General features: G+C 44.2%; 23 protein-coding genes and 1 tRNA gene. 20 read left to right on the forward strand and 4 right to left on the reverse strand.

Annotated features, from left to right (window positions below):
• The first annotated feature begins 32 nt into the window (after nt 1-32).
• The 7 genes from NCCP2331_RS10640 to NCCP2331_RS10670 all read left to right on the forward strand — a co-directional run bounded on the left by NCCP2331_RS10640 (nt 33) and on the right by NCCP2331_RS10670 (nt 3,159).
• Nucleotides 33-425 (forward strand): YhcN/YlaJ family sporulation lipoprotein, encoded by a 393-nt coding sequence (locus tag NCCP2331_RS10640; protein WP_194841020.1) that lies wholly within the window; start codon nt 33-35, stop codon nt 423-425.
• Nucleotides 425-880 carry a stage V sporulation protein AC gene (gene spoVAC / locus NCCP2331_RS10645; protein ID WP_153720601.1) on the forward strand — a complete coding sequence of 152 codons (456 nt, stop codon included), beginning with the start codon at nt 425-427 and terminating at the stop codon, nt 878-880. The genes NCCP2331_RS10640 and spoVAC overlap by 1 nt, the downstream gene beginning before the upstream one ends.
• Nucleotides 874-1,890 (forward strand): beta-ketoacyl-[acyl-carrier-protein] synthase family protein, encoded by a 1,017-nt coding sequence (locus tag NCCP2331_RS10650; RefSeq protein ID WP_251670571.1) that lies wholly within the window; start codon nt 874-876, stop codon nt 1,888-1,890. The genes spoVAC and NCCP2331_RS10650 overlap by 7 nt, the downstream gene beginning before the upstream one ends.
• Nucleotides 1,887-2,249: a stage V sporulation protein AE gene (gene spoVAE / locus NCCP2331_RS10655; protein ID WP_153720599.1), complete on the forward strand. Its 363-nt coding sequence runs from the start codon at nt 1,887-1,889 to the stop codon at nt 2,247-2,249. The genes NCCP2331_RS10650 and spoVAE overlap by 4 nt, the downstream gene beginning before the upstream one ends.
• A 67-nt stretch (nt 2,250-2,316) precedes the next feature.
• The gene (locus tag NCCP2331_RS10660; protein WP_153720598.1) at nt 2,317-2,466 is read left to right on the forward strand and encodes a YjcZ family sporulation protein; all 150 of its coding nucleotides are present in this window, start codon (nt 2,317-2,319) and stop codon (nt 2,464-2,466) included.
• 41 nt (nt 2,467-2,507) lie between these two features.
• Entirely contained in the window at nt 2,508-2,762 is a 255-nt protein-coding gene (locus NCCP2331_RS10665; protein ID WP_153720597.1) for a stage VI sporulation protein F, read from the forward strand.
• An 82-nt stretch (nt 2,763-2,844) separates the two neighbouring features.
• Nucleotides 2,845-3,159, forward strand: coding sequence for a hypothetical protein (locus NCCP2331_RS10670; protein WP_251670574.1), 315 nt, complete (start codon nt 2,845-2,847; stop codon nt 3,157-3,159).
• 55 nt (nt 3,160-3,214) lie between these two features.
• Here NCCP2331_RS10670 and NCCP2331_RS10675 read toward each other — a convergent pair whose 3' ends face one another.
• From NCCP2331_RS10675 to NCCP2331_RS10685, 3 genes are all read right to left on the reverse strand, one after another.
• Nucleotides 3,215-3,709 (reverse strand): GNAT family N-acetyltransferase, encoded by a 495-nt coding sequence (locus NCCP2331_RS10675; protein ID WP_251670576.1) that lies wholly within the window; start codon nt 3,707-3,709, stop codon nt 3,215-3,217.
• Nucleotides 3,660-4,175: a YjcG family protein gene (locus NCCP2331_RS10680; RefSeq protein WP_153720595.1), complete on the reverse strand. Its 516-nt coding sequence runs from the start codon at nt 4,173-4,175 to the stop codon at nt 3,660-3,662. Before NCCP2331_RS10680 ends, NCCP2331_RS10675 begins: the two co-directional genes overlap by 50 nt.
• An 86-nt stretch (nt 4,176-4,261) precedes the next feature.
• Nucleotides 4,262-4,984, reverse strand: coding sequence for an alpha/beta hydrolase (locus NCCP2331_RS10685; RefSeq protein WP_153720594.1), 723 nt, complete (start codon nt 4,982-4,984; stop codon nt 4,262-4,264).
• Nucleotides 4,985-5,091: 107 nt separating this feature from the next.
• On the opposite strand from NCCP2331_RS10685, the gene NCCP2331_RS10690 reads away from it, so the two are divergent.
• From NCCP2331_RS10690 to NCCP2331_RS10730, 9 genes are all read left to right on the forward strand, one after another.
• Nucleotides 5,092-5,646, forward strand: coding sequence for a phosphatidylglycerophosphatase A family protein (locus tag NCCP2331_RS10690; RefSeq protein WP_251670578.1), 555 nt, complete (start codon nt 5,092-5,094; stop codon nt 5,644-5,646).
• A 362-nt stretch (nt 5,647-6,008) separates the two neighbouring features.
• Nucleotides 6,009-7,019: a TAXI family TRAP transporter solute-binding subunit gene (locus NCCP2331_RS10695; protein WP_153720592.1), complete on the forward strand. Its 1,011-nt coding sequence runs from the start codon at nt 6,009-6,011 to the stop codon at nt 7,017-7,019.
• Between the two features lie 105 nt (nt 7,020-7,124).
• Nucleotides 7,125-7,658 carry a DUF1850 domain-containing protein gene (locus tag NCCP2331_RS10700; protein ID WP_251670579.1) on the forward strand — a complete coding sequence of 178 codons (534 nt, stop codon included), beginning with the start codon at nt 7,125-7,127 and terminating at the stop codon, nt 7,656-7,658.
• The gene (locus NCCP2331_RS10705) at nt 7,639-9,675 is read left to right on the forward strand and encodes a TRAP transporter permease (RefSeq protein WP_228550969.1); all 2,037 of its coding nucleotides are present in this window, start codon (nt 7,639-7,641) and stop codon (nt 9,673-9,675) included. Before NCCP2331_RS10700 ends, NCCP2331_RS10705 begins: the two co-directional genes overlap by 20 nt.
• Nucleotides 9,676-10,046: 371 nt before the next feature.
• Entirely contained in the window at nt 10,047-10,196 is a 150-nt protein-coding gene (locus NCCP2331_RS10710) for a hypothetical protein (RefSeq protein ID WP_194841018.1), read from the forward strand.
• A 189-nt stretch (nt 10,197-10,385) separates the two neighbouring features.
• Nucleotides 10,386-10,458 (forward strand) — tRNA-Val (locus NCCP2331_RS10715).
• Nucleotides 10,459-10,989: 531 nt separating this feature from the next.
• Nucleotides 10,990-11,886, forward strand: a complete 897-nt coding sequence (locus NCCP2331_RS10720) for an RluA family pseudouridine synthase (RefSeq protein ID WP_153720590.1) — start codon at nt 10,990-10,992, stop codon at nt 11,884-11,886.
• A gap of 186 nt (nt 11,887-12,072) precedes the next feature.
• A complete protein-coding gene (locus NCCP2331_RS10725) occupies nt 12,073-14,175 on the forward strand; it encodes a heavy metal translocating P-type ATPase (protein ID WP_251670581.1) in 2,103 nt (700 codons plus the stop codon).
• A gap of 928 nt (nt 14,176-15,103) precedes the next feature.
• Nucleotides 15,104-16,492: an aldehyde dehydrogenase gene (locus tag NCCP2331_RS10730; RefSeq protein ID WP_376776820.1), complete on the forward strand. Its 1,389-nt coding sequence runs from the start codon at nt 15,104-15,106 to the stop codon at nt 16,490-16,492.
• On the opposite strand, the gene NCCP2331_RS10735 is transcribed toward NCCP2331_RS10730, so the two are convergent.
• On the reverse strand, nt 16,469-17,542 hold the full coding sequence (locus NCCP2331_RS10735) for a two-component system sensor histidine kinase NtrB (RefSeq protein WP_251670585.1): 1,074 nt from the start codon (nt 17,540-17,542) through the stop codon (nt 16,469-16,471). The two genes, NCCP2331_RS10730 and NCCP2331_RS10735, sit on opposite strands and share 24 nt — an antisense overlap.
• Nucleotides 17,543-17,713: 171 nt before the next feature.
• Here NCCP2331_RS10735 and NCCP2331_RS10740 point away from each other — a divergent pair, with 171 nt between their 5' ends.
• The 4 genes from NCCP2331_RS10740 to NCCP2331_RS10755 all read left to right on the forward strand — a co-directional run bounded on the left by NCCP2331_RS10740 (nt 17,714) and on the right by NCCP2331_RS10755 (nt 26,030).
• Complete coding sequence (locus NCCP2331_RS10740) at nt 17,714-19,204, forward strand: UDP-N-acetylmuramoyl-L-alanyl-D-glutamate--2,6-diaminopimelate ligase (protein WP_251670587.1); 1,491 nt, start codon at nt 17,714-17,716, stop codon at nt 19,202-19,204.
• Between the two features lie 104 nt (nt 19,205-19,308).
• Complete coding sequence (locus tag NCCP2331_RS10745) at nt 19,309-20,883, forward strand: peptide chain release factor 3 (RefSeq protein WP_153720586.1); 1,575 nt, start codon at nt 19,309-19,311, stop codon at nt 20,881-20,883.
• A gap of 920 nt (nt 20,884-21,803) precedes the next feature.
• Entirely contained in the window at nt 21,804-24,875 is a 3,072-nt protein-coding gene (locus tag NCCP2331_RS10750) for an efflux RND transporter permease subunit (RefSeq protein WP_251670588.1), read from the forward strand.
• Between the two features lie 396 nt (nt 24,876-25,271).
• On the forward strand, nt 25,272-26,030 hold the full coding sequence (locus NCCP2331_RS10755) for a TerC family protein (RefSeq protein WP_251670589.1): 759 nt from the start codon (nt 25,272-25,274) through the stop codon (nt 26,028-26,030).
• Nucleotides 26,031-26,127: the final 97 nt, after the last annotated feature.

The following is a 26,127-nucleotide window of genomic DNA, read 5'->3' on the forward strand; positions in this document are numbered from 1 at the left end:
ATTCCATACTGTCTGGAAAGGAGGAGATATCCTTGAAACGAATAAATTTACTGCTCATTGTACTCATTTTATTGGCGGGATGCAGTGAACTTGGAACGAAAGTGGAGAATAATACGGATTATCAGAAGGAGCAGCTGGAGAAGATTTTGAAAGCGGATGATCATGTTAAATTGGCGGTTGCCCTTATTCATGAAAAAGAGATTATCGCAGGCATACGGGTGAATACTTTTTCCCGCTTCCAAAAGAAAAAAATTGCCGCTGATTTGAAGAAGAAGATTGAAAAAGCGTACCCTGATTTGAATGTCACTGTTTCCGCAGACAGTAAAGTGCTTCTAGAGACAGAAAAACTGATGGATAAAAAGGAAAAAGATCAATACGGAAAGAAGATAAAGGAAATTAAATCCATTGTAAAGGAGCAAACTTGATGGAACAACAAAAGTATGCCCATTTAGAGAAAGAACTATCACCCAAAACACCTCTTCTTAAAAATATCGTCAGGGCTTTTTTGACAGGCGGATTGATTTGTCTTATCGGCCAATTTATCGCTCTCTTCTATATAACCTATTTTGATTTTACCGAACGCACGGCAAGTAATCCGACTGTAGCGACTATGATCTTTATTTCCATGCTGCTGACCGGGTTTGGTCTGTATAAAAAGATTTCGCAATTTGGCGGAGCGGGCGCAGCTGTCCCTATTACGGGTTTCGGCAATGCTGTCGTCTCTTCTGCGATTGAGCACAAGTCGGAAGGATACGTGCTCGGAGTTGGCGGAAATATGTTCAAACTGGCGGGTTCCGTCATTTTATTCGGCGTATTCTCGGCATTTGTAGTGGCACTGATTAAAACTATTTTAGTGAAATTTGGTGTCGTGTCATGGTGAAGAATGGCACGCTGACTTTTTCAACTAAACCAAGCATTCATTCAGCCGGGGTGACAGCAGGTCCTTTAGAAAATAAGAAAAGCATTTTTGCCAAGCAATTTGATAAAGTTTATGAAGATGAAAGATGTGATTTACCGACCAATGAAGACGGCCACAGTCAATTGATGTACGATGCAGTAATGATTGCGCTGAGCAAAGCTAAAAAAGATGTGCAGAAAATAGACTTCTTTCTGACGGGTGACTTAGTAAACCAGATGACTCCTTCGAATTTCACGGCGCATTCATTGGAAATCCCGTACATAGGATTATTCTCGGCCTGTGCTACGTCTGTTTCTTCCATGATCACAGGCGCGCTGTTCACGGAAGCGCAGCAGGCAAACTGGATAGTGGCCGGTTCTTCAAGCCAGCATAATGCAATCGAAAGGCAGTTTCGCTACCCTTTGGAGTACGGTTCTCAAAAAGGAGCGACTGCCCAGTGGACGGTTACGGCAGCAGGAGCTGTGCTGATCGGTAAAAACAAACCCGGATTGCCGTCAATTACATGTGCAACAGTCGGAAAGGTAGTGGATATGGGAATGACGGATCCCTTGAATATGGGATCGGCGATGGCGCCTGCGGCAATGGCTACATTATCCAGTCATTTGACGGGTCACGGAAAAACCATTGACGATTATGACACGATCATTACAGGTGATTTAGGCAGCAACGGTTTCAAAATCTTTAAAGCTCTGGCGAATGAAGCCGGACTGCCGCATACGAAAAACTTCCGGGATGCCGGAGAAGAGTTTTATGGAAAAGACCCTTCATTTATGGCCGGTGCCAGCGGATCAGGCTGTTCGGCTGCTGTTTTCTTTTCCGATGTCTATGGAAAGCTCTGTGCAGGCGAGTATCAGCGGGCACTTCTGATAGCAACAGGTGCACTGCTGTCCCCGTTGTCCTATCAGCAAGGTGATTCGATTCCTTGCATCGCACATGCAATAGAAATAACTGCAGGCGAGGTGGCGGAATGATATCCATTTATATTACCTCTTTTATAGTAGGAGGCTTAATTTGTGTCATTGGACAGCTGCTGATGGATGTGGGGAAACTCACACCTGCCCATACATTATGTACGCTCGTCGTCACGGGATCGATTCTTGACGGAATTGGCTGGTATGAGCCACTGATTGATTTTGCAGGTGCCGGTGCAACCATTCCTATCACTTCATTTGGCAATGCATTGACACACGGTGCGCTGGCGGAAGCTGAAAAACACGGTTTAATCGGGGTAGTCACCGGCATGTTTGAAGTAACCAGTTCAGGTATCAGCGCAGCGATTATTTTTGGTTTGATCGGCGCCCTGCTTTTTACGTCAAAAGGAAATGTATAAATACAAAACGCCCTCTCCATTTCTTACTTCTCTGCATACGATAGAGAAGAAGGAAGGAGGGGTTTTTATGTTTGGTTGCTATCCATCTTACGGTCCGGGTCAAGGTCCAGGTTATGGCGGCGGAGGCTGTGGAGAACGGTATGGCGGTTCTTCATTCGTTTTAATTGTCGTTTTGTTTATTTTGCTGATCATCGTTGGCAGAAGTTATTTCTGCTGATTATCGCGGACAAAAGCGGTATCTAAGGAGGAGTTCTGAGAATGAATGATTCATTTTTTCGCAAAATAGAATCCAAGACAGGCGTCCCGATGGAAGAAGTATTTGCTTTAGCCAACGCTATTCAATTTGCTGATTTTAAGGATGAACATCAAGTACGAAAGATCGTACAAAAAGTGGGGCAGGTAGCGAGAAAAGATGTACCGCAGCATGTCGAAGATGAATTGGTCAACTCGATCATCCAAAGCGGAAAAGGACTGAATATGAACGATATAACGAAGATGCTGGGCGGCAATTAATTAAATTTTCAAAAACAGGTTTAAGGCCGATATGAAATGGATATACTATAAACAAAGAATACATTCTTAGGAGGTGCACGTCATGGGATATATTTTACCGATCCAGCCGTTTCAGTCACAGCAATACGCCGAACGAATGAATAATGAACGTCATAACTTTGCTTATATCGGCCGGGTAAGTCCGGTACGTCTTCAAAATGAAGAATCAAGCTATTGGGAAGACGTATTAGAAGACGAGGATCGACAGCGTAGAGAACAAATGGAAGAACGGAACATGAAGCGTCGTGTACCTCGACCATTAGTGAAAAAAGGACCCATAGCTCCCAATCCAGCTCAATTATCACCAGAGATTGCTGAAGTGGTCGGAAAAGGTCTAGCCGTAAACGCGTATGTGTGAGAAATCTAAAATACCCCTGTCAGCTGCGTGCTGACAGGGGTATTTTAGTTTCTTTTCAGTCGTATTTCAGAATTTTTTCCATAGCACGATGGGGGATATCAGCATCCATGAACTCCGGTGAGGTCACGGCATATCCTAGTTTTTCATAGAAAGGCACGGCATAGGATTGTGCGTTCAGCAGAAGTTTTTTCATGGAGTTTTCCCTCGCATGTTCTTCCAGTGTATTCATAATCATATTACCGAAATGTTTGCCGCGGTGTTCCGGCAGTACGCATATTCTTTCGATCTTGCCATGTGCATTGACGAGACCCCGCATACGGCCGGCACCAATCGGTTGATCTTCTTCATCATATACGACAAAATGTGTTGCGTCTGTATCATACTCGTCCAATTCTAAATGCAAAGGCACTCCTTGCTCATCCACGAAAACTTTTCTGCGGACAGCGAATGCATCCTGCCTTCCCTGCTCATCTGTAACGATCTTCACTGTGATCAGCAAATCAAGCATCCCGATCCAGTCGGAAAGTTTCATACACTGTCCATGAACCATCCTCCAGTTGATAGAGTAAATGGATCCGGTCGATAACTTCAGAATAATCAACACCAACCATTTTTAACTGGTTGATGACATCATCATGCTCGCCTGAAGTAAGATTTTGTGCAATCGTGACATGCGGTACAAAGGCATAATTGGATTCAGCGTGATAGAAATTGGAGTTTAAGTCTTTGTGTAAATTAAGCAACTCATCGTTCGGCGTAACCTTGAAGTAAATCGTATTTGTAGTCGGAGCGAATGAGCTGACTTTTGTAACATTTAACTCAAAAGGACTGTTTTTAATCGTAATTTCTTTTAAAGCCTTTGCTACTTCTTCAATTTCCTCGTCATTCGCTTCAAACGGTTCTTTCAGCGTCATATGCGGTGTGATGAGTGAGTAATGCGGGTCGTACCGCTTGCGGTAGCCGTTTGCCAAGTCTTGAAGTTTCTTTGTAGGAAATGCAACAATACCGTATTTCATTTAAGATTACCTCCTCGTGAATTGTTTCATTTATAGTCCATCTATTCCATTATATCAGAAAATAGCCTAACTTGTCTTCAATAACTCTAGATACTGTTAATTTGTAAGAGTGCGCGGCGGATGTCAGGCTGCCAGGATTTCCATGTGTGACCGCCTTCAAGTTCCTCATAGAAATAAGGAAATCCCTTCTTTTCGATCAGCTCGTGAAGTTCGCGGTTCGGAGTTAAAAAGTCCAGTCTGCCGTCTGCGGTTGTCGGGACGTAGGTCTCTTCTTTTCCGATTACATGATAAATGGACAGGGCTGCCGGATTTTTTATAGATTCTACTGCTTCGAGTATCTGTTCATTCACAAATGGGGAATGCAGCACAACTTTGCCGAAACAATTAGGATACTTTGCAGCTGTCAGCAGAGAAATGGAAGCGGCCAATGAATCACCGATCAGCATCCGGCCTGCACCCATTTGGTATGTTGGATAGCTTTCATCAATATACTGAATTAACTCATGCGCAAGGAAACGGATATAAGCTTGGTGGCGGTCGCCTTCCGGATGATACATTCGTCTGCGTTCGGCAACTGTTTTATAAGGAATCCCTACGATAATAGCCGGTTCAATCAATTCCTCCTCCATTAATTCATCTGCGACACGTCCGATTCGGCCAAGCTGAAAATAATCCTTTCCGTCAGATGCGATGATGACATTATGCTTGTATAAAGGGGAGTAGCGGGAAGGTAAATACAGCAGCAATTCCATTTCTTCCTGCAGTTCCTTGCTGTAAAAGCGAATTTCTTCTATCTTGCCAGGGTTCATTTTGTACGACCTCCAGAAATAATGTACACTAAGTAGATATCATACCGATAACTAACAGTGAAATGCCAGTGAAAAAAGTTATTGGCAGGAAAGAGAGGGGATATTATATGGTTGCAGGTAAAAATATTGTTCATTCAGATATCGTAACGGCTGCTGCGAAGGATGCGTTGATCCGCCGGGGAGTCAAAATTGAGGATATCGCAAAAATCGTTTATGAAATGCAGGTGCCTTATAATAAAGGGCTGTCTTTGGATCAGTGTATTGATTCGGTTGAAAATGTTTTGCGCAAGCGGGAATTACAGCATGCAATTCTGGTCGGCGTAGAATTGGATGAAATTGCGGAAAGAGGCCAATTATCTGCCCCGCTGCAGCAAATTGTGGAGTCGGATGAAGGTCTGTTCGGAGTAGATGAGACGATTGCGCTGGGAGCGGTTTATACATACGGCTCTATCGCAGTTACGACTTTCGGTCATCTAGATAAGAATAAAATTGGTATCATTAATGAACTGGATACGAAAAAAGGAATTGGTATCCACACATTCCTTGATGATCTGGTGGCAAGTGTAGCAGCGTGTGCAGCTTCAAGAATTGCTCACAGAACCCGCGATTTGCAGGAAGCCGGACTGACTTTCGAAGACGTCCGGAACGGTGACGGTCAATAATCAAATGAACGCACAGGCGCTGCCCAATGCAGATCTGTGCGTTTTTTATATAGGCATCAGTAATAATAATTCTTCAACAGCTGTTCACAGCGTACGTCGATCTATAGCACCGAAGTGAGTTCAAACTGCAAACACACACCTCATTCAAACTTCCTGCAAAGCCGAGCACCGAACCCACGCTAATTAAATCCATACTTAGAAAAAACTGAATGACATTTATTACACTGCGCCTCGAAAGGACAACTGCAAGGAAGTCGAACTTATTAACTATGAAATTATGAAATATATTGACATTCTGAAGCGCTTTCATGGTAGAATGAATTTGTCTATGACGACTACTAGAAAAAAGGGGAGATTGTGACATGAAGAAAAAATCTATTCGCCTTTTGGCACTGGTTTCTATGCTTGCTCTTCTTGTTTTAGCAGCTTGCGGTACCGACAAAGCAGCTGACGGAGACAAGGACACGAGTGCTGGAGATGGAAACAAAGATGAAGGCAAGACCGAACAAGAATACAAATTCCTGAGCTTGTTAACAGGCGGAACACAAGGAACTTATTATCCATTAGGCGGTTCATTTGCTGAATTTATCGGAGAAGAAACAGGCATCAAAACAACAGCTGAAGTTTCTCAGGCATCAGCTGCAAACATGACAGCGCTTAAAGACGGCGACGCTCAAATCGCGTTCGTTCAGACTGATATCGCGTATTATGCTTCAAAAGGTGAAATGATGTTTGATGGAGAAGTAATCGACGAAGTATCTGCAGTCGGTAACTTATATCCTGAGACTGTTCAATTGGTTACATTGAAGAAGAACAACATCACAACATTTGAAGATTTAAAAGGTAAAAGTGTTTCTGTAGGAGCTCCAGGTTCAGGTACTTACGCGAACGCTGAGCAATTACTTGAAATCCACGGTCTTTCAATGGACGACATTAAGCCTCAGAACCTGGACTTCGGTGAGTCACAGGAAAGTCTGCAGGCTGGCCAGATCGACGCTGCATTCATCACTGCAGGTACGCCAACAGGTGCGGTTGAAGGTTTGAACGCAGTTGCTGAAGTATTCATCGTACCAGTTGAAGATGCAAAAGCAGACGAGTTAATCGAAAAATATCCATACTATGCAAAAGAAGTTATCCCGTCCGGAACTTACGGTTCAACGGAAGATACTCCTGCAGTTTCTGTAGGTGCAATGCTTGTCATGCAAAATGATATTTCTGAAGAGCTTGGCTACCAGATCACAAAAGCAATCTATGAGAATGCTTCTAAGATCCAGCACGCTAAAGGCGCTTTGATCAAAGCGGAAAACGGTTTGGACGGTATTGGTATTCCAGTACACCCGGGCGCACAGAAGTACTTTGATGAAGTAAAATAAGCGAACGTATCAGGTGTTTGAGATGAGGGACAGGGACGGTAAAGCAAAATGCTTTGTCCGTCCCCTTCTTCATTCTTAATTGTGAAAATAGGAAGGGATAAGCGGATGAAATCTCTGTTAAATATTCTTCTGCTGGCGGCCCTGCCGGTTGGTGCCGGGTTGATTTTTTTGTTTTATCCATTTAAAGAAGTAATTGTACTTGAAGAAGTACGGAGCGAAAAACCGACATCTTACTTTCTTTCATTACATACAGACCGCCATTTCCAAGTAAATTATATTCACTCCATTCACTTGTCCAATGTGAAAGAGCAATATAAAATAACTGAAAATGAGAAGCTCCGTTTCGAATTTATGCAGTATGAAGACGTAGCCATCGGATTGCCCGGTTACGCAGAAAAAGGCGAAACTTTAGAGGTTGAAGATGGTATTTATACGCTTACATTCGAAGATCGTGTGATTGATTCTTTTGTTCTGTATGTAGGCAGAGTGAATACCGACTTGTCTTTACGCTACGAACAGAGGGATTATCACTTAAAGGATCATCTTCAAAAAGGTCAATCCTATGATTTTCATGTAACAAAAGTATCGAATTTTGAGTGGTTGAGAGGAGTCAGAATAGATGGCGAGAAACAAGGATAGGGAAGAAGAAATTTCGAAAATGTCTGATGAAGAGATGAGTACGCTTTCAGAACAGGAACAGCTGGAAATTCTTCAAAAATATGATCCTGAATCCAATACACGAGATTTAAAAGGAATTTTAAGCAAAATAGTGTTTTTTGGCTTACTGGCATTTTCTATTTTTCAGTTATACACAGCGATCGGTAAACCATTTACTGCGCAAATCCAACGTTCCATTCACTTGGGATTTGCGTTGTCGCTAATCTTTTTATTGTTCCCTGCGAGAAAGAAAATTGGTATACGCCGTGATAAAGTGCCGTTTTACGATATTATTTTATCATTGCTCGCTATTGTTGTGGGCTTATACTGGCCTTTATTTATGGATGATCTAGTTTACCGTGTCGGGCGGGTGTCCGATATTGATTTGATTATAGGTATACTGGCAATACTATTGACACTGGAAGCAGCAAGACGTGCTGTAGGTCTGCCAATCACGATAATTTCCGTTGCATTCTTGATCTATGCTTTCTTCGGTCCGTACTTCCCAGGGTTCCTGGCCCACCGAGGACAAAGTGTAGAAAACCTGGTCCAATTAATGTTCTTTACAACAGACGGAATCCTCGGTACACCGATCAGTGTATCCGCGACCTTCATTTTCGTATTCCTGTTGTTTGGGGCCTTCTTGGTGAAGACGGGAGTAGGGAACTATTTCAATGATTTGGCGGTTGTGTTAGCCGGCCGTCTGACCGGGGGACCTGCAAAAGTTGCCATCTTCTCCAGTGCCCTGCAAGGAACGATTTCGGGTAGTTCTGTAGCGAACGTTGTCGGGTCCGGTTCTTACACGATTCCAATGATGAAAAAGCTTGGTTACCGCAAAGAATTTGCCGGCGGAGTTGAAGCGGCAGCTTCGACAGGCGGACAGATTATGCCGCCGATCATGGGGGCAGCAGCATTCCTGATGGTTGAGTTCATTGGCGGAGTAACATACTGGGAAATTGCGAAAGCAGCAGCGATCCCGGCGTTATTGTACTTTACAGGAATTTGGATTATGACGCACTTTGAAGCGAAACGTGTTGGATTGGCGGGAATGGATGCTTCCCAGATTCCAAATAAGAAAGAAACGCTGAAGAAAATATATCTGCTGCTTCCGATTCTAGGGATTATCGTGTTTTTATTAGCAGGTATACCTACGATGAAAGCGGCGTTATTAGGTATCGTTTTGACGATTGTTGTCAGTTCAATCAGTAAAGAAACGAGAATTGGAATTCGTGATATGATTCAGGCGCTTGTTGACGGGGCACGAACAGCATTGGCTGTCGCAGCTGCGACTGCTTGTGCGGGGATCATTGTTGGAGTTGTCGTGAAAACAGGGTTGGGATTAAGTCTGGCAACCGGTTTGATTTCAGCTGCCGGCGGTAATATATTCCTGACGTTATTCTTTACGATGTTAGCTGCGATCATTTTAGGAATGGGATCGCCTACAACTGCAAACTATGTTATTACGTCTACAATTGCAGCACCGGCAATTATTACCCTGCTGATGCTTGATATGCCGCCTGGCGCAACTGTGCCAATCGTGGTGGCTGTCTCTGCACACTTATTCGTGTTCTATTTCGGTATCATTGCCGATATCACGCCGCCGGTGGCACTTGCCGCATTTGCAGCGTCTGGGATTTCGGGCGGAGATCCGATCAAGACAGGTGTGACATCTGCGAAACTGGCAATTGCCGCCTTTATCATTCCGTATATGTTCGTATTTAATCCCGCGATGCTGATGCTGGATTCGAGTGTTACGGAAATTGTATGGGTGACCTTTACAGCGATTGTGGGAATGGTGGCGATTGGAGCCGGGATGATTGGTTTTTGGTATCTTAAATTAAACTTGATCATGCGAATCGTGACAGTAGGTACTGGGATGCTGTTGATTTATCCAGAAACCTTAACAGATATTATTGGTTTAGTGCTATTCGCTATCTTGATGGCATGGCAGTTTATTAGTCATAAAAAACAAAACCCGTCCAATATGGTAACGGACTAACATAAAAAACTTGTCTGATTAACTGAAAAGTTGAGCAGACAAGTTTTTTTATCAATTGAAATACGAAGTATCTGAATAAATAAATAAGCGCATAAATTAATTTGTGAGTATTGAACTATTTACGTTAATACGTAAGATAGCTTGCTAGTCTAGTTATGTCAGCTGTAAAGTGGAAACGAATGAAATCAAACATAATAATGTATGAAAGTCAACAAGCCGAAGGTCTATAATTAACTAAATTCATTTTGGACTAATTACGCAGTTTTGCCCAAGCTGATTCTGTCTATACTATATATAAGCAAAACGATAACAAATACTGAACTACATACCGCCAATGAAAAAAAGCTTTTTAAAAAAGGAGTGTATCAACTATGGAGAATCAAGACATCTGGTTTGAAAATTTATTTGAAGGTCATTTAGCACACGGGATTAATAAAGAACGAATCAGCGAGTTGGATCATGAAGAATTTTTGTATTTTGAGCAGGCGCAGTCAGAAGAATCTGTAACACATATGCAGTAAGCGAAAAGGAGTGTTTCAACTGGCAAATGTAAAAGTGGTATATGAAAGTCGGTAATTTTTCTGCGCAGATCAGGGAAATTACCGATTTTTAATTTGTCTATTTACAATGAATGAAGAAGATGCTATTATAGTATTTGTGCTTATACAAGATGACTTGTTTATCACAGTATGCACATAGCAGTTCAATTCGATTCCTTAGCTCAGCTGGGAGAGCGCCACCTTGACAGGGTGGAGGTCGCTGGTTCGAGCCCAGTAGGAATCATAGGTGCCAAACCTAAGTTAATTACCGTCGGAACAACGGTTTTTAACAATAAGAGACCCTATTAGGCCGGATGCCTAGGGGTCTCTTTTCTATATTATAATGAAAAAATTATTGTTCCTCAAAATAAAATCTGCACAAAAAACGGTTCTCGACTAATTAGGGGTTTCGTTGCTCGACTTTGCAGGAAGTTTGAATGAAGTGTGAGTTTGCAGTTTAGACCTGCTTCGGCGCCGGGGGATTGCCTTACGCTATGAGCCTACTGGCGAAAAGCGTGCATCACTGCCTTAATTTCTGCAAAGAACGCAGAAATTAAGGCAAAGCGAACCCTTAGCTGTTCGCTTGGCTCACCGAGGGCCCGCAGGACACGCGTCCGCCTGGAACGCAGGGAAACGGTCACTTCCCACTTACCATATACTCTACAATTACAGTCAAATCTCAAACTGCTCAGGTAATAGAATGTCAACCACATGTATTGGTAAAGAGCCTTAATTAAAAAATGTATAAAACATTTCCACGTCGGAGGTTAATTTTATGAAAAGAAAACAACAAAAATCTAACACAACGGAATACACTGTTCAGGAACAGGCCGAGCTGCTGCCGTTTTTACTGCAAGTTATGTCAAAAAGCAGCCGGAATTCTGTTAAATCCGTTTTGACGCGCGGTCAGGTCATGGTGGACGGCCAAACAGTAACACAGCACAATCATTCTTTACAGCCGGGCCAGAAGGTTGAAATACAAAGTAATAAAGCCGCTCTCAACGTGTCCAAATTAGCAGGCGTATCCATTCTGCATGAAGATGACGATATCATCGTGATCAATAAGGAGGCGGGAATGCTTTCTGTTGCTTCTAATACAAGAGAACAGGAGATGACCGCATATCGGCAGGTAACGGAATATGTACGTAGAATTCATCCTGAAAACAGGATTTTTGTGGTGCACAGACTGGATAAAGACACATCAGGCGTGATGATGTTTGCCAAGAATGAAAAAGCTCAGCAAACGCTGCAAAATTCTTGGAATGAGTCAGTAAAGGAGCGGATGTATACCGCGCTGGTACAAGGCAAAGTGAGGAGTGCTTCAGGCACAATCGATTCCTGGTTAACTGAAAACAGTGCGTTCAAAGTCTATTCGAGCCAGTATGATAATGGCGGACAGCGCGCAATCACTCATTATAAAAGAATTCAGGCTAATAAAGAGTGTTCATTGCTGGAAGTTTTGCTTGAGACAGGACGGAAAAATCAAATTCGCGTGCATATGGAAGAAATAGGTCACCCTGTGTTGGGCGATAAGAAATACGGATCAACGAGTAATCCGCTGCGAAGATTAGGTCTTCATGCGACGGCATTGTCCTTCCTGCACCCGCGGACTGGTGAATTAGTTCGATTTGAAGCGGCAGTCCCGGCGATGTTTATCACTCGATCAAAATAAATATTTCACATTGCAGTCCTCGCAGAAGATCTATGCCTGCGAGGACTTTTTTTTATCGCGTTATTCAAATAATCATTTGATTAACCTGATTGACAATAATAATTGGATTGAATATACTGAAAGTAATCAATCAAACGAGTGATTGAATGTTCTTTGTAACTGAGCATGGATGGAGGGGCTGGTTGAATGGCTACTGAGAAAAACGTATATCGTCTGCAAAATTTATCATGCACAAGCTGTGCGGCGAAATTTGAAAAGAATATTCGGCAGATCGTTTCAGTGGAAGATGTGCAGCTTAATTTTGGAGCATCCAAACTGACTGTTGCCGGAGATGCTTCGATTTCGCAGTTGGAAGAAGCGGGCGCATTTGATGGTATTAAAGTATTCCCTGAAAAACAGCGAATTATTAAACAGCATGTGCCGTTTTGGCAGAAGCGTGAAAATCAGACGACGATTGCCGCGCTTGTTCTGCTGGTGGCAGGATATGCTGTTTCTTCAGTCAATGGAGGGAATACGTGGCTGTCAATCGGACTTTTTGCGCTGGCGATTCTAATCGGCGGCTATAGTCTGTTAAAAGAAGGGCTGCTGAACCTTACTAAGTTAGAGTTTGACATGTCAACATTGATGACTATTGCGGTCATCGGGGCAGCTTTAATTGGTGACTGGGCAGAAGGAGCCGTTGTCGTATTCCTGTTTTCAGTCAGTGAGGCACTAGAAAGCTATTCCATTGATAAAGCGAGAAGTTCCATCAGCTCACTTATTGAAATTGCTCCTTCCACAGCCACCGTGCTGCGAAACGGCAAGGAATTTGAAGTGGAAGTAGAAAATCTTCAAATCAATGATGTGATTCTGATTAAACCGGGTCAAAAGATTGCGATGGACGGCGAAGTGATACAAGGAGATTCATCTGTTAATCAGGCGGCTATCACCGGAGAATCCGTGCCGGTGCATAAAGTGCCCGGTAATGAAGTTTTCGCCGGCACGCTCAATGAAGAGGGGTCGCTGCAAGTGCGGGTGACGAAGCTCGCGGAAGATACGACGATTGCAAAAATCATTCATTTGGTGGAAGAGGCACAGGCGGAAAAAGCACCGACACAGCAGTTTGTCGATCGCTTTGCAAAATATTATACCCCAGCTATCCTGGTGATTTCTTTATTGATTATGATTATTCCGCCGCTGGCAATGGGCGGTTTATGGAGCGAATGGTTCTATAAAGGCCTTGTCGTTTTGGTAGTCGGCTGCCCATGTGCGCTGGTCATCTCGACTCCTATCGCCATTGTCACAGCGATAGGGAATGCGGCGCGCAACGGTGTGCTGATTAAAGGCGGTATTCATCTGGAGGAAACGGGACAGATTACAGTCATCGCATTTGATAAAACAGGGACTTTGACAGAAGGACGACCCGAAGTGACGGATATTGTATCGGTTTCTTCATTGACAGAAGAGGAACTGCTGGTGCAGGCAGCTTCTATCGAAAAGTTTTCTCAGCATCCGCTTGCCGCATCCATTATGCGTGCAGCGGAAAAGTTGCCGAACCGACTGACAGAAGCAGAAAACTTCCAGTCGATTACGGGCAAAGGCGCAAAAGCAAATCTGGACGGCAGGCTGGTCTATGTCGGCAGTCCAAATCTGTTCAAAGAGCTGAATGAAATTGAATCAGTTTATGAACAACAGATACTTGAGCTGCAGCAGCAAGGCAAGACGGTCATGATGGTCTGGTCGGAAACAGGCCTTGATGGCATGATTGCTGTGGCGGATCAGGTCCGCAAAAGCAGTCTGTCAATCATTGAAAAGCTGCATCATATGGGGATTGAAAAAACCGTCATGCTGACAGGCGATAATCAGTCCACTGCTACCGCAATCGGCAGACAATTAGGGCTATCTGAAGTGAAAGCAGAATTGATGCCGGAAGATAAGGTAGCGATGATTCACTCACTTGGGCAATACGGCAAAGTGGCAATGGTGGGAGACGGAGTCAATGATGCACCTGCTTTGGCGAGTGCGAATATCGGAATCGCCATGGGCGGTGCAGGAACAGATACAGCACTCGAGACGGCAGATATCGCATTGATGGCGGATGATCTGGAAAAGCTGCCGTACACGATCAAACTCAGCAAGCGCACAAGGCAAGTCATTCTGCAGAATATCTCAATAGCACTCGGTTTAAAAGTGATCGCGTTATTGCTGATCATCCCTGGATGGCTGACATTGTGGATGGCGGTAATGGCTGATATGGGCGCGACGGTGATTGTTGTATTAAATTCTTTACGCTTGATGAGAAGCAAATGATAACAAAAGATCTGCGCTAAAATCTGTTCTTGGCAACCCGTCACGTGCAGCAGTGTGTGGATTTAGTGGCGTGGTGACGATGCACGACCTTTTATGTAGTTTGAATGAGTTATGAGTTTACGGTTTAGCCCCGCTCCGGCGCTGGGGGATTGCCTTACGCCATGAGCCTACTGGCGAAGAACGCGCCAGCAGTCTCATGGCAACGGCCGACCCCACAGTTGAGCCTTCGCTGATTTGAAGTATGAACATCATGCTGCTTTTTTACGGAGTGCGAGTTTAGTTGGTGTGTTTTTGTTTCTCGACATTGCAAATGCATTGATAAGAATCTAAGTCATTGCAGATTAAAAAGAATCGCATGAAAATCATACCTTTTATAATAGTCTCAAATAACATGCTCATACTGCTACTCACATAAAAAGTCCTGAAAAACCAGCCTAGTGTACCGGAGTGGAAGGCAACCTAAGTACGCCGCGTCCTGCGGCAACGGTTGCATGACTCACTTCGTGTGAGCCCGCGGCTAAAAACACTCCGGGAGGATCAGCCGGATAGGATGAGACAACTAAAGGGAGCGAAAGCCTTTACGAAGAAAGGCTTTTGCGAATAAAAGCGTAGCGTTATGAGCACAGTTTGCCTTAATTTCCGCAAAGAGCGCAAAAATACGGCAAAGCGAACCCTTCGCTGTTCGCTTGGCTCACCGAGGGCCCTCCCGAAAGCGTCCGTCTGAAACGCAGGGAAACGGTCTCCTCTCACTCACGCTAAATTTCGCAATCACAATAAATCTCAACCTGCTCATCAATTAAACTGTCAAGCACACGTTTTCATGAAGACCGCTGACAAAGAACTCCGGACATTTTACATCGTTCGGAGTTTTTTCTTTTGGCCAACATGTTAGAATGAAGGAAGTACGAAAATGAGGAGCGTGGATGATGTGTGCATGACAAAAGAGGACTTGGATATCATCATGAGCAAACAGAAAGCGTATTATGTTTCCGGTGTGACACGCAGTATATCTTTTCGAAAAATGATGTTGCAGAATTTATACGACGCGATTCAGCGTCATGAAAAGAAGCTGATGGAGGCATTGCATAAAGATTTGCGAAAGCCTTCTTTTGAAGCATATGTGACAGAAATCGGGTTTGTATTATCGAGTATTACCCATACTATGAATCAACTAGAAGAATGGATGGCGCCTGAAAAAGCAAAAACGCCGATTCATCTGCAGCCTGCTACCAGTTTTATTGTGAAGGAGCCTTACGGGAGTGTTCTGGTAATTGCGCCTTTCAATTATCCGTTTCAGCTGCTGATTGATCCGTTGATCGGTTCCATTGCAGCAGGGAACTGTACCGTATTGAAACCATCTGAAGATACACCGCATACGTCTGAAGCTGTGGAAAAGTTGATCACGGATACGTTCCCATCTGACTATATTCACCTGGTGCAGGGCAGAAAAGAAGAAACACAGCTATTGCTGCAAGCGCCATTTGACTATGTGTTTTTCACAGGCAGTGCAAATGTCGGTAAAATCGTCATGAAGGCCTGTGCGGAGCGTCTGACGCCTTTAACGCTTGAACTGGGCGGGAAGAGCCCGGCGGTGGTCGATCATACCGCTGATATTAAGAAAGCGGCAGAAAAAATCGTCTGGGGAAAATTCCTGAATAATGGACAGACGTGTGTTGCGCCTGATTATGTTCTTGCAGATACTTCCATCTACAATCAGCTGCTGGAAGAAATGAAGAAGGCGATTAAAAGATTTTACGGTAAAAATGCACAAAACAGCGCAGACTATGGTCGTATCGTCAATGAACGCCATTTTCACCGACTGGCAAACATTCTGGAGGAAGATCAGTCTTATATCTTAGAAGGCGGGCGCACAGATGCGGAAGATTTGTATATCGAGCCGACGATTTTGGGTATATCCGGTTGGGACCGGGCGAGTATGCAGGAAGAAATTTTCGGACCCATTCTCCCGCTTATCCCTTACGATGATCTGGGAGCAGCAATTCAGCAGATCAGCATGCAGCCGAAGCCGCTTGCTGCTTATTTCTTCACAGAAAACGACAATGCCGCCGATCACTTCATCGAGGCACTGCCGTTCGGCGGAGGGTGTATAAACGATACGATTTCACATGTCGGCAATATTCATCTGCCGTTTGGGGGTGTCGGTCCGTCCGGTATGAATCAGTACCACGGAAAAGCAAGTTTCGATACGTTTACTCATTCAAAATCTATGATGAAGAAAAGTACTTCCGTGACGCTGCCGATCGGCTATCCGCCATATAAAGGGAAATTGTCTTTAGTGAAGCGCGTGATCCGATAACGGCAGTGTAATCGTAACGGTGGTTCCCGTACTCTGGAGACTGTCGACCTCCAGAGTGCCTTTATGATCAACAATAATCTTTTTAGAAATGATCATTCCGAGTCCTGTGCCTTCTTCTTTTGTGGAGAAAAAGGGCTGGAAAATATTTTCAAGGGTTTCTTTGTCCATTCCTTTGCCGTCGTCCTGGATGCGTATGGAAATTGTATCCCCGCGTACATGTAGCGAAAGATCGATAGTACCCTCCTGCTCAATTGCATCACAGCTATTGGATAAGACATTAGAGAAAACTTGCTTTATTGCAGATTCATTGCCATAAAATGAAAGGCCTCGTTCCGGTAATGAAATGGTCTGCGCGATATGGCGCATCTCAAATTCTTTTTGAAATTCTTCTATCGTTGTTCTGAGCGTATTTGTTATAGAGAAATAGGTCTGCTTGTGAAGAGTCGGTTCTGACAAGATTAGAAAATCTGACACGATTTGGTTTACTCGCTTGATCTCCATTTCCATAATTTGAGTGAAAGACGTGTAAGGATTCGTTGAGTCCTGATTCATCATTTGAATGAAACCGGTAATCGCTGTCATCGGATTGCGGACCTCATGCGCCACGACAGCTGCAATCATACTCATTGTCTGCAGTCTTTCGATTTCTAATTTATTCTGCTCCAGCTGAAGACGAGACGTAATATCGCGCGTGACATAGGAAATTGCCATCACTTCATCCTGTTCATTGAAAATCGGCGTCATGCTGATTTCTGCCTGAAAGATTGTTCCGTCCTTCCGCTGTTCTGTAACTTGTTCATCAGTGAAGGATTCACCTTGTTTTAATAATTCGCATCGCTGTCTAACTTTTTCTAATTCAGATTCGGGATAAAATTGTATTTTTTTACCGACGCATTCCTCTAATGTCCAGCCGTACAGCTTTTCGAAAGCAGGATTTCCTGTTATCACCCGGTTGTCCAAATCAAAAACAGAAATAGCATCTTGTGATTGTTTGAAAAAAAGGTCAAAATAGTTATAATAACGAGGTTCGTTGATATACTGTGTAGGCATTTTTCTATACCTCCCGAAATATAATCAAAATTTCATCTTATGAAAAACTTTTACATGTAAACAGCAAAGATGATAAAAATTGGTTATATATATTTTACTTCATTTGAAGCTAAAATACATTTATTTTTTGTAGTTATCACGTTTATCTAACAATCTATTGGAGGAAACTATATGAATACGATTGAACTTTTATCCGTCCTGCCTGTTAAAACGATTATAGGAACTGTCCCGGAAACAGTGACAGACTTGGCGGTGGACTCGCGTGCGGTGCAGGACGGAGGAGCGTTTGTCTGCTTGAAAGGCTATACGGTGAACGGCCACCAATTTGTCAAGAATGCATTATTGAGCGGAGCCCGCCTGATTATCGCGAGCGAACCGATTACGGTAGATGAGGAGCGGACAGCTGTCGTTTATGTAGAAGATTCGTCAAAAGCCATTCATCTTCTAGCGTCCAAGTTTTACGGCTATCCTTCGAAACAAATGAAAATGATCGGCGTGACCGGTACGAACGGCAAGACCAGTGTCGGGAATATTATTCATGATATGCTGCGGCAGTCCGGAGAGGAAACTGCGGTGTCCGGCACGATCGGTTTCAAATTAAATGATATTCTGTATGAAACGGAAAATACAACAACTGACGTGTTAACGACACAGCAAATGATTGCACAGGCTGCTAATGAAGGCTGTAAGTCCATGACAATGGAAGTATCTTCTCACGGTTTGATTGAAGGAAGACTGGCGGGAACAGAATTTGATATTGCCGTTTTTACAAACTTAACGCATGATCATTTGGATTATCATAAAACGATGGAGAATTACAGTGCCGCAAAAGCTTTGTTGTTCGCGCAGCTCGGTCAGCAGCTTGATCAGCAGAAGTTTGCTGTTGTTAATGCGGACGATCCGTGGAGCAGCAAAATGACGGAAGTGACTTCTTTTCCTGTTTTGACGTATGGAATTCGTGTCAAGGCGGCATTTCAGGCAACCTCTATCAACATGTTCTCTGACCGTACAGAGTTCGTGTTGCTTGCGCCGGACGGTACATACCCTGTGACAATGCCGTTAATCGGCGAGTTTAATGTCTATAATGCGCTGGCTGCTGTGGCAGCTCTTTATGCGAAGGGAATGACGTGTGAGGAAATATTGCCTCTGCTCGCTGGCATCTCCACAGTGAAGGGACGTTTAGAGAAAGTCGAAACCTCTTTGCCGCTGACCATTTTCATTGATTATGCTCATTCACCCGATGCGATTGAAAAAGCGATTGCGACGGTGGAACCATTGAAAAAAGATGGCAAACGCCTGCTGTTTTTAATTGGCACGGGCGGAAACCGCGACCGTCTGAAGCGCCCTATAATGGGAGAAAAAGCTGCGGCGGCTGATTATGTAGTCTTCACGACTGATGATCCGCGCGATGAGCCGTATGAATCGATTGTTTCCGAATTAAGTGCGAGTATGCCGCATGATCAATATGCGTGCATCGGTGACAGGGAAGAAGCGGTGCGCCACACAATTGAGATGGCAAATGAAGGGGATATCATTATTTTTGCAGGAAAAGGGCATGAAGACTATCAGATTATCGGCCATACGAAATATCCTCATTCCGACGCGGATATTGCACTGGATGAAGCGCGTAAAAAATTCGGCGGAACTTCCGTTAATTCATAAGGTAAGGGCGTATTGATTTTTTTGGCGAATCAGTGAAAAAACATTGATTTGCCGCAGTATACTCTCTATGATAGAAAACGTAAACATAAAGGAGAGTTCCCACGATGGAAAATAAGATTCAAGATGAAATAAATTCACGGCGCACCTTTGCGATCATTTCGCACCCGGATGCCGGTAAAACAACTATTACAGAAAAACTTTTATATTTTGGCGGTGCGATTCGTGATGCCGGAACAGTAAAAGGTAAGAAATCCGGTAAATTTGCGACTTCTGACTGGATGGAAATCGAGAAGCAGCGCGGAATTTCGGTTACGTCTTCTGTTTTGCAGTTTGATTATGACGGAAAGCGCGTCAATATTTTGGATACACCCGGCCACGAAGACTTCAGTGAAGATACGTATCGTACACTGATGGCGGTGGATGCGGCCGTCATGATGGTGGATTCTGCAAAAGGAATCGAGCCGCAGACGATTAAACTCTTTAAAGTCTGCCGGATGCGCGGTATTCCGATTTTTACTTTCATCAATAAAATGGACCGTCAAGGTAAAGAACCGCTTGAATTGATGGAGGAATTGGAAGAAGTACTCGGTATCCAGTCCTATGCAATGAACTGGCCGATCGGGATGGGGAAAGAATTTCTCGGTATTTATGACCGCTTTAATCAGCGTGTCGAGCTGGCGCGTCCTGATGCTGAGGAAAGATTTCTGCCGATCACTGAAGACGGCGGGCTTGCTGTTGAGCATCCGATGACTGAGACTTCTTATTATAAGCAGGCTCTTGAAGACGTTATGCTGTTAAACGAAGCCGGAAATGATTTTGATGAAGAACGCATAGCAGTAGGTGAATTAACACCTGTATTTTTCGGAAGTGCATTGACTAACTTCGGTGTTCAGACGTTTCTTGAGACATTCCTGCAGTTTGCTCCGACGCCGCAGCCCAGAAAAACACGTGAGGGGGAAGATGTTGAACCGGAATCCGAAGTGTTCTCAGGTTTCATCTTTAAGATCCAGGCGAATATGAACCCAGCACACCGTGACCGTATTGCATTTGTGCGAATCGTTTCCGGACATTTTGACAGAGGTATGACGGTTACTGTGCCGAGACTGTCTAAAAACTTCAAGCTGTCTCAAACGACACAATTTTTGGCGGATGACCGCGAAACTGTCAATGAAGCAGTGGCGGGTGACATCATCGGTCTGTACGACACAGGAAACTACCAGATCGGCGATACCGTAATCGGCGGAAAAGCCAATTTCCAATTTGAAGCACTGCCTCAGTTTACACCGGAACTGTTTGTCAGAGTCTCAGCGAAGAACGTCATGAAATCCAAGCAGTTCCATAAAGGGATTCTGCAGCTCGTGCAGGAAGGTGCGATTCAGTATTACAAAACGCTGCACACGGAAGAAGTAATTCTAGGTGCAGTCGGACAGCTTCAATTTGAAGTGTTTGAACATCGCATGAGAGCGGAATATCATGTGGATGTACAGATGGAGACAATGGGCTCAAAAGTAGCACGCTGGATCGAGAACGAGGAAGAGGTTAAAGAATCGATGGCCGGCCAGCGGGCTTTGCTGGTCAAAGACCGTTACGACCGAAAAGTATTCCTTTTCGAAAATGACTTCGCGATGCGCTGGTTCCAAGATAAATTCCCGGACATTAAACTGTATAATCAACTTTAAATATATTGCCAGCAGACCCGGTAGGATTCGTTAATATCCAGCCGGGTCGTTTGTTAAAATGGCTGCATTGTAAATAAAGTTTGTGTGTGGTTTCGTTGCTCGACCTTGTGGGAGGTTTGAACGAAGTGTGTGTGTAGTTTAAACCCGCTTCGGCGCTGGGGGATTGCCTTACGCGATAAGCCTGCTGGCGAAGAGCATGCCAGCAGTCTCATCGCAACGGCTAACCCCGCAGTTGCGCCTTCGCTGGTGTGGGGAATGGACATCATGCTACTTTTTTGCAGAGTATGAACTAGTTTGCGTGGTTCTGTTTCTCGACCTTGCAAACGCGTTGATTACAAGAATCGTGGCCTTTGCAGAATGATAAGTAGTGCATGAAATACCTTGCTTATCGTAATTATCTCAAATAATATGTTCATACTGCAAACACATAAAAATTATTGAAAAACCAGCCTAGTGTACCGGAGTGGAAGGCAACCTAAGTACGCCGCGTCCTGCGGCAACGGTTGCATGACTCACTTCGTGTGAGCCCGCGGCAAAACCACTCCGGGAGGATCAGCCCGATAGGATGAGACAACTAAAGGGAGCGAACGAAAATAGTGTGCAGAAGGAACTCTGTATTGCCTTAATTTCTGCAAAGACCGCAGAAATACGGCAAAGCGAACCCTTCACTGTTCGCTTGGCTCACCGAGGGCCCTCCCGAAAGCGTCCGCCTGGAACGCAGGGAAACGGTCTCTCTCCACTTATCCGCTCTTTAAACTGTTAAAAGGAAGTTTTCAATTTCATCAGATACATCAGTCAAAGAATTTTCAATTGTTGTAATTTGATTTGATTTCTCCTAGTTCCCATGATGAAAGTAATAGTGACAAATGGTATGGTAGGAAGGTATAAACTTTTCAAAAGTGACAGAGAGGAATAGATGTATGAAGATTAGCAGCTTTTCAATAAAACGCCCTGTATTTACATTAGTCACGATGTTTTTAGTCATCATTTTGGGAGCCGTCTCGTTCTTCAAAATTCCGATGACGCTCATACCTGATTTGAACCCGCCGGTCGCAGTAGTTGTCACCAATTATCCCGGTGCCTCTCCGACAGAAGTAAGTGAGAAAATCACCAAACCACTGGAAGAAAGTTTATCTACCGCTCCTGGTTTGAAATCGATGCAGTCTTCGTCGCAGGAAGGCGCCAACTTAATTTTCCTGCAATTTGACTGGTCTTCCTCAATTGACGATGTGCAGATGGATATTCTGCAGCGAATCGATCAGGTACAGGTTCCAGACGGGGCAAATAAACCCCGCTTCATGAAGTTTGACCCTTCTCAATTCCCGGTTATTCAACTGTCACTGCGTACAGATGATGCCAAAGCGGATATCAGAAGTATCGCTGAGGACTTGGAGAAAGAACTGCGCCGCATTGACGGTGTCGCCAGTGTTAACGTCTCAGGAAAAATCATTGAAGACGTACAGGTGATTTTAGATCCTGATAAATTGAAAGAACATGGTCTTGGACAATCGGAAGTTGTACAAATGATCCAGGCAAGCAATGTATCGATGCCAGGTGATCCGATTGACACCAATGACGGCCGAACATTAACAACTAGAATTATCAGCTCCCTGCAGAGCATTTCGGATATCCGTGACATTCAGCTTGGCGCGAATCCATTTACCGGAGCAAAAATAAAAGTTTCAGATGTGGCAGACGTAGCTATGCTTGAACCGAAAGCGCAGACAGAAACACGGGCCAATGATGAACAGGCCGTTCTAATGTCAGTGTTGCAAGAATCAGGCGCCAACACGGCAACTGTTTCAAAAGAATTTAAAAAATCCTTGGATGATTTATTGAAAAAGGATGCCTATAAGAGCATTGATTCCAATATACTTTTTGACCAGGGAGACTATGTAAAGCTGGCAATCGGAAATATCGGACAGTCACTGATTCTCGGCGGTGTGTTCGCAATGCTAGTGCTGTTCTTATTTTTGCGCGGAATCAAAAGCCCGATAATTATCGGTGTAGCCATTCCTTATTCTGTCATCGTCACATTCGTTCTGATGTATTTTGCGAACTTCTCGCTGAATATCATGACGCTCGGTGCGCTGGCGCTTGGAATCGGGATGCTTGTCGATAACGCCATTGTCGTAATAGAAAATATTGAACGGCATCTAGCCATGGGCAAAGATCCGAAAGTTGCCGCGAATGAAGGCTCGAAAGAAGTGGGAGGCGCGATTACCGCTTCCACACTGACAACTCTCGCTGTATTTGTACCGGTTATATTCATCAGTGGATTAATTGGGCAGATATTTACTGAATTCGCTTTGACGATTTCATTCAGTTTAGCGGCTTCATTAGTTGTGGCATTGACAGTTGTACCGATGCTTGCGAGCCGTATGCTGAAAACGCCGAATAAAAACCTTGATGCCAGAAAACGCCGTTCGAAAAAATGGCAGACATTTGAAACGACAGTCAAGTGGGCGCTTGCACACCGAATTGTTGTCCTGGTTTTAACGACTGTGCTGCTGGGAGCAAGCGGATTCGGTCTATTCAAAGTTGGTACTGAATTCCTGCCAGCAACAGATGAAGGATTCTTCAGTATTAATGTAAAATTGCCGAACGGTTCTTCTCTTGATTCGACAAATGACGTTGTAAAACGCATTGAGGATAAAATCAAGAAAGAAAAAGATGTGGAAGTGTATGTCAGCTTAGTGGGAGGCACACAGCAAAGCATGGCGCAGGGCGGTTCGGAAGGTAATATGGCCGAGGTTTCCGTCAAATTAGTGCCGCTTGATGAACGTGATCGTTCTGTCTTCGAATTTGTCGACAAAGTGCAGCCTAAAGTATTGGATGAAATTGGAGAAGATGCAGACGTCAGCTTCAATATGCAGACGGCGGCAGGGTCCAGCCCGAACACGCTGAACTTCTCGCTGCATGATACCGATGAAGCGCGTTTGGATGAAGCCGTCACTAAGCTTGATGCTGAACTGCGGAAGATGGACTCCGTTACAGAAGTCAAAAATGACTTAGTTGATACAGTTGAAGAAGTGAAAGTGGAAGTAGACCGTCAGAAAGCGTCGGATGCGGGATTGGCGCCATATCAAATTGCGCAGACCGTCAGTGACGTGACACGCGGGGTTTTCGCTACACAGATTGTTTGGAAAACAGGAGAAGTAATTGGCGTGAATGTCAGTTACGATGAAAGCTTCCGCAACGGTGTAGATAAATTGAAAGAGCTTGAACTGAAAACGCCGCTCGATACGTATGTGAAACTGAAAGATGTAGCCAATGTGAAAATTGCTGAAGGCCCTGTGGCGATTCAGCGGGTTGATCAGGCACACTCCATTTCCTTCACAGTGAAGTATCTGTCGGATGAATCTCTCGGTGAAATGACGAAGCGGGTAAACGATCTGGTAGACGATCTGAACTTGCCGAATGAAGTGGAACTTTCATACGGCGGAGACCGCGAACTATTCGAAAGCGCGATTAATGATATGCTGATGGCCATCATCCTGGCTGTTGTCTTAGTTTATATCGTGATGGCTGCACAGTTCGAATCGTTTAAATATCCATTCGTCATCATGTTCTCCGTACCTTTGATGATCATCGGGGTGTCGCTCGGACTTCTGGCGACCAGTACACCGGTCAGCGTGACAGCAGTCATTGGAGTGCTCATACTCGTCGGGATTGTAGTCAACAACGGGATTGTACTTGTTGATTACATCAACCAAAGAAAAGAAGCGGGACTCAGCTCATATGATGCGATTATTTCTTCAGTCAGAGACCGTGTTCGCCCGATTCTTATGACGGCACTCACAACGATTCTGGGGCTCCTGCCATTAGCACTGGCACTGGGCGAAGGAACGGAAATGAATCAGCCGATGGGAATTGCAGTAATTGGCGGACTTATCAGCTCAACATTCCTGACACTCTATATTGTGCCAGTAATTTATAGCTTATTCGATCGTGAAACAAGACGCAGCGCCAAAGAAGTAAAAGCTAAATAATTGAAGCGGACCGGCAGAGAAAGATTTATTCTCCCTGCCGGTCTTTTGTATACAACGTATTGTTGAATAATTCACTGCAGCGGGAAGTATAATGGCATGGATGACATATGGTACGGTTTATGTCTGCGAATATGAATAGACGGCACCTGCACTATTTACAATGCAGAGTTATTATGTTATTATACTTTAAAAGTATCCAATAACTTAATAACTTTTGACGCAATGTCAAGGGGGAGTAGCTATAGGGAAACCTATTTCATAATCGTCAATACATGGCTGTTACGGGCCATCGGTTATGATAGCTGGATTTTGCACGTTAAATTCCGACTTAGCGAGACCTTTGCCTATTATTAGGTGAGGGTCTTTTTATATTGTAAAAAACAGGGAGGAATACCGTTGGATCCGATTTTATTAGAATATGCATGGGTACTCGTTGTACTGATTGTTCTCGAAGGCTTACTGGCCACAGACAACGCCGTCGTGATGGCGGTCATGGTCAAACATTTACCAAAACCGCAGCAAAAGAAAGCACTGTTTTACGGCTTAGTCGGGGCGTTCGTTTTCCGCTTCACTGCATTGTTCATGATTACATTCCTCGTGAAATTCTGGGAAATCCAAGCGATCGGTGCAGCTTACTTGCTAATCATCGCCGGTAAAAATATATACGATAAACTGACCCATCATCAAGCGAATCATCCAAACAAGAAGCCCAAAAAGCAATCAGGTTTCTGGATGACCGTAGTAAAGGTAGAATTAGCAGATATTGCCTTTGCTTTAGATTCCATGCTGGCGGCAGTCGCGCTTGCCGTAACGTTGCCTGAACTGGGGACTTTCCATATCGGCGGCATCAACGGCGGACAGTTTGCGGTTATGCTTCTTGGCGGAATGATCGGCCTGATCATGATTCGTTTCGCAGCAAAGCAATTCGTCGTTTTGCTCGAGAAATATCCGACACTCGAAACGGCAGCATTCTTAATTGTCGGCTGGGTAGGGGTAAAGCTGGTCGTCTTAACACTTGCACACCCTGCATTGCTGATTATTCCGGAGTCATTCCCGCACTCTACTTTGTGGAAATCAATATTCTGGATAGTATTGCTGGTCCTGGCGGGCGGAGGCTATTTGCTGGCTGTCGCGAAACACAAAATAAAAAAATAACTTTAGGCAGTCCCTTCTTTTGCGAAGGGGCTGTTTGTTTGTAAAGCAGTATAAGTGTAAAATATCTGCTAACGCTATCTTTTCTTCGAAGCTTTTG

This window comes from Sporosarcina sp. NCCP-2331 (assembly GCF_023707945.1).
GTDB lineage: Bacteria > Bacillota > Bacilli > Bacillales_A > Planococcaceae > Sporosarcina > Sporosarcina cascadiensis.

What these genes read in the sequence shown, in the direction of transcription:
- NCCP2331_RS10750 (WP_251670588.1), top strand. Translation starts at nt 21,804, where the DNA reads ATGAAGATTAGCAGCTTTTCAATAAAACGCCCTGTATTTACATTAGTC.
- NCCP2331_RS10680 (WP_153720595.1), bottom strand. Translation starts at nt 4,175, where the DNA reads ATGAAATACGGTATTGTTGCATTTCCTACAAAGAAACTTCAAGACTTG.
- NCCP2331_RS10695 (WP_153720592.1), top strand. Translation starts at nt 6,009, where the DNA reads ATGAAGAAAAAATCTATTCGCCTTTTGGCACTGGTTTCTATGCTTGCT.
- NCCP2331_RS10705 (WP_228550969.1), top strand. Translation starts at nt 7,639, where the DNA reads ATGGCGAGAAACAAGGATAGGGAAGAAGAAATTTCGAAAATGTCTGAT.
- NCCP2331_RS10720 (WP_153720590.1), top strand. Translation starts at nt 10,990, where the DNA reads ATGAAAAGAAAACAACAAAAATCTAACACAACGGAATACACTGTTCAG.
- NCCP2331_RS10745 (WP_153720586.1), top strand. Translation starts at nt 19,309, where the DNA reads ATGGAAAATAAGATTCAAGATGAAATAAATTCACGGCGCACCTTTGCG.
- NCCP2331_RS10675 (WP_251670576.1), bottom strand. Translation starts at nt 3,709, where the DNA reads ATGGTTCATGGACAGTGTATGAAACTTTCCGACTGGATCGGGATGCTT.
- spoVAC (WP_153720601.1), top strand. Translation starts at nt 425, where the DNA reads ATGGAACAACAAAAGTATGCCCATTTAGAGAAAGAACTATCACCCAAA.
- NCCP2331_RS10740 (WP_251670587.1), top strand. Translation starts at nt 17,714, where the DNA reads ATGAATACGATTGAACTTTTATCCGTCCTGCCTGTTAAAACGATTATA.
- NCCP2331_RS10665 (WP_153720597.1), top strand. Translation starts at nt 2,508, where the DNA reads ATGAATGATTCATTTTTTCGCAAAATAGAATCCAAGACAGGCGTCCCG.
- NCCP2331_RS10690 (WP_251670578.1), top strand. Translation starts at nt 5,092, where the DNA reads ATGGTTGCAGGTAAAAATATTGTTCATTCAGATATCGTAACGGCTGCT.
- NCCP2331_RS10650 (WP_251670571.1), top strand. Translation starts at nt 874, where the DNA reads ATGGTGAAGAATGGCACGCTGACTTTTTCAACTAAACCAAGCATTCAT.
- NCCP2331_RS10670 (WP_251670574.1), top strand. Translation starts at nt 2,845, where the DNA reads ATGGGATATATTTTACCGATCCAGCCGTTTCAGTCACAGCAATACGCC.
- NCCP2331_RS10735 (WP_251670585.1), bottom strand. Translation starts at nt 17,542, where the DNA reads ATGCCTACACAGTATATCAACGAACCTCGTTATTATAACTATTTTGAC.
- NCCP2331_RS10685 (WP_153720594.1), bottom strand. Translation starts at nt 4,984, where the DNA reads ATGAACCCTGGCAAGATAGAAGAAATTCGCTTTTACAGCAAGGAACTG.
- NCCP2331_RS10725 (WP_251670581.1), top strand. Translation starts at nt 12,073, where the DNA reads ATGGCTACTGAGAAAAACGTATATCGTCTGCAAAATTTATCATGCACA.
- spoVAE (WP_153720599.1), top strand. Translation starts at nt 1,887, where the DNA reads ATGATATCCATTTATATTACCTCTTTTATAGTAGGAGGCTTAATTTGT.
- NCCP2331_RS10660 (WP_153720598.1), top strand. Translation starts at nt 2,317, where the DNA reads ATGTTTGGTTGCTATCCATCTTACGGTCCGGGTCAAGGTCCAGGTTAT.
- NCCP2331_RS10710 (WP_194841018.1), top strand. Translation starts at nt 10,047, where the DNA reads ATGGAGAATCAAGACATCTGGTTTGAAAATTTATTTGAAGGTCATTTA.
- NCCP2331_RS10700 (WP_251670579.1), top strand. Translation starts at nt 7,125, where the DNA reads ATGAAATCTCTGTTAAATATTCTTCTGCTGGCGGCCCTGCCGGTTGGT.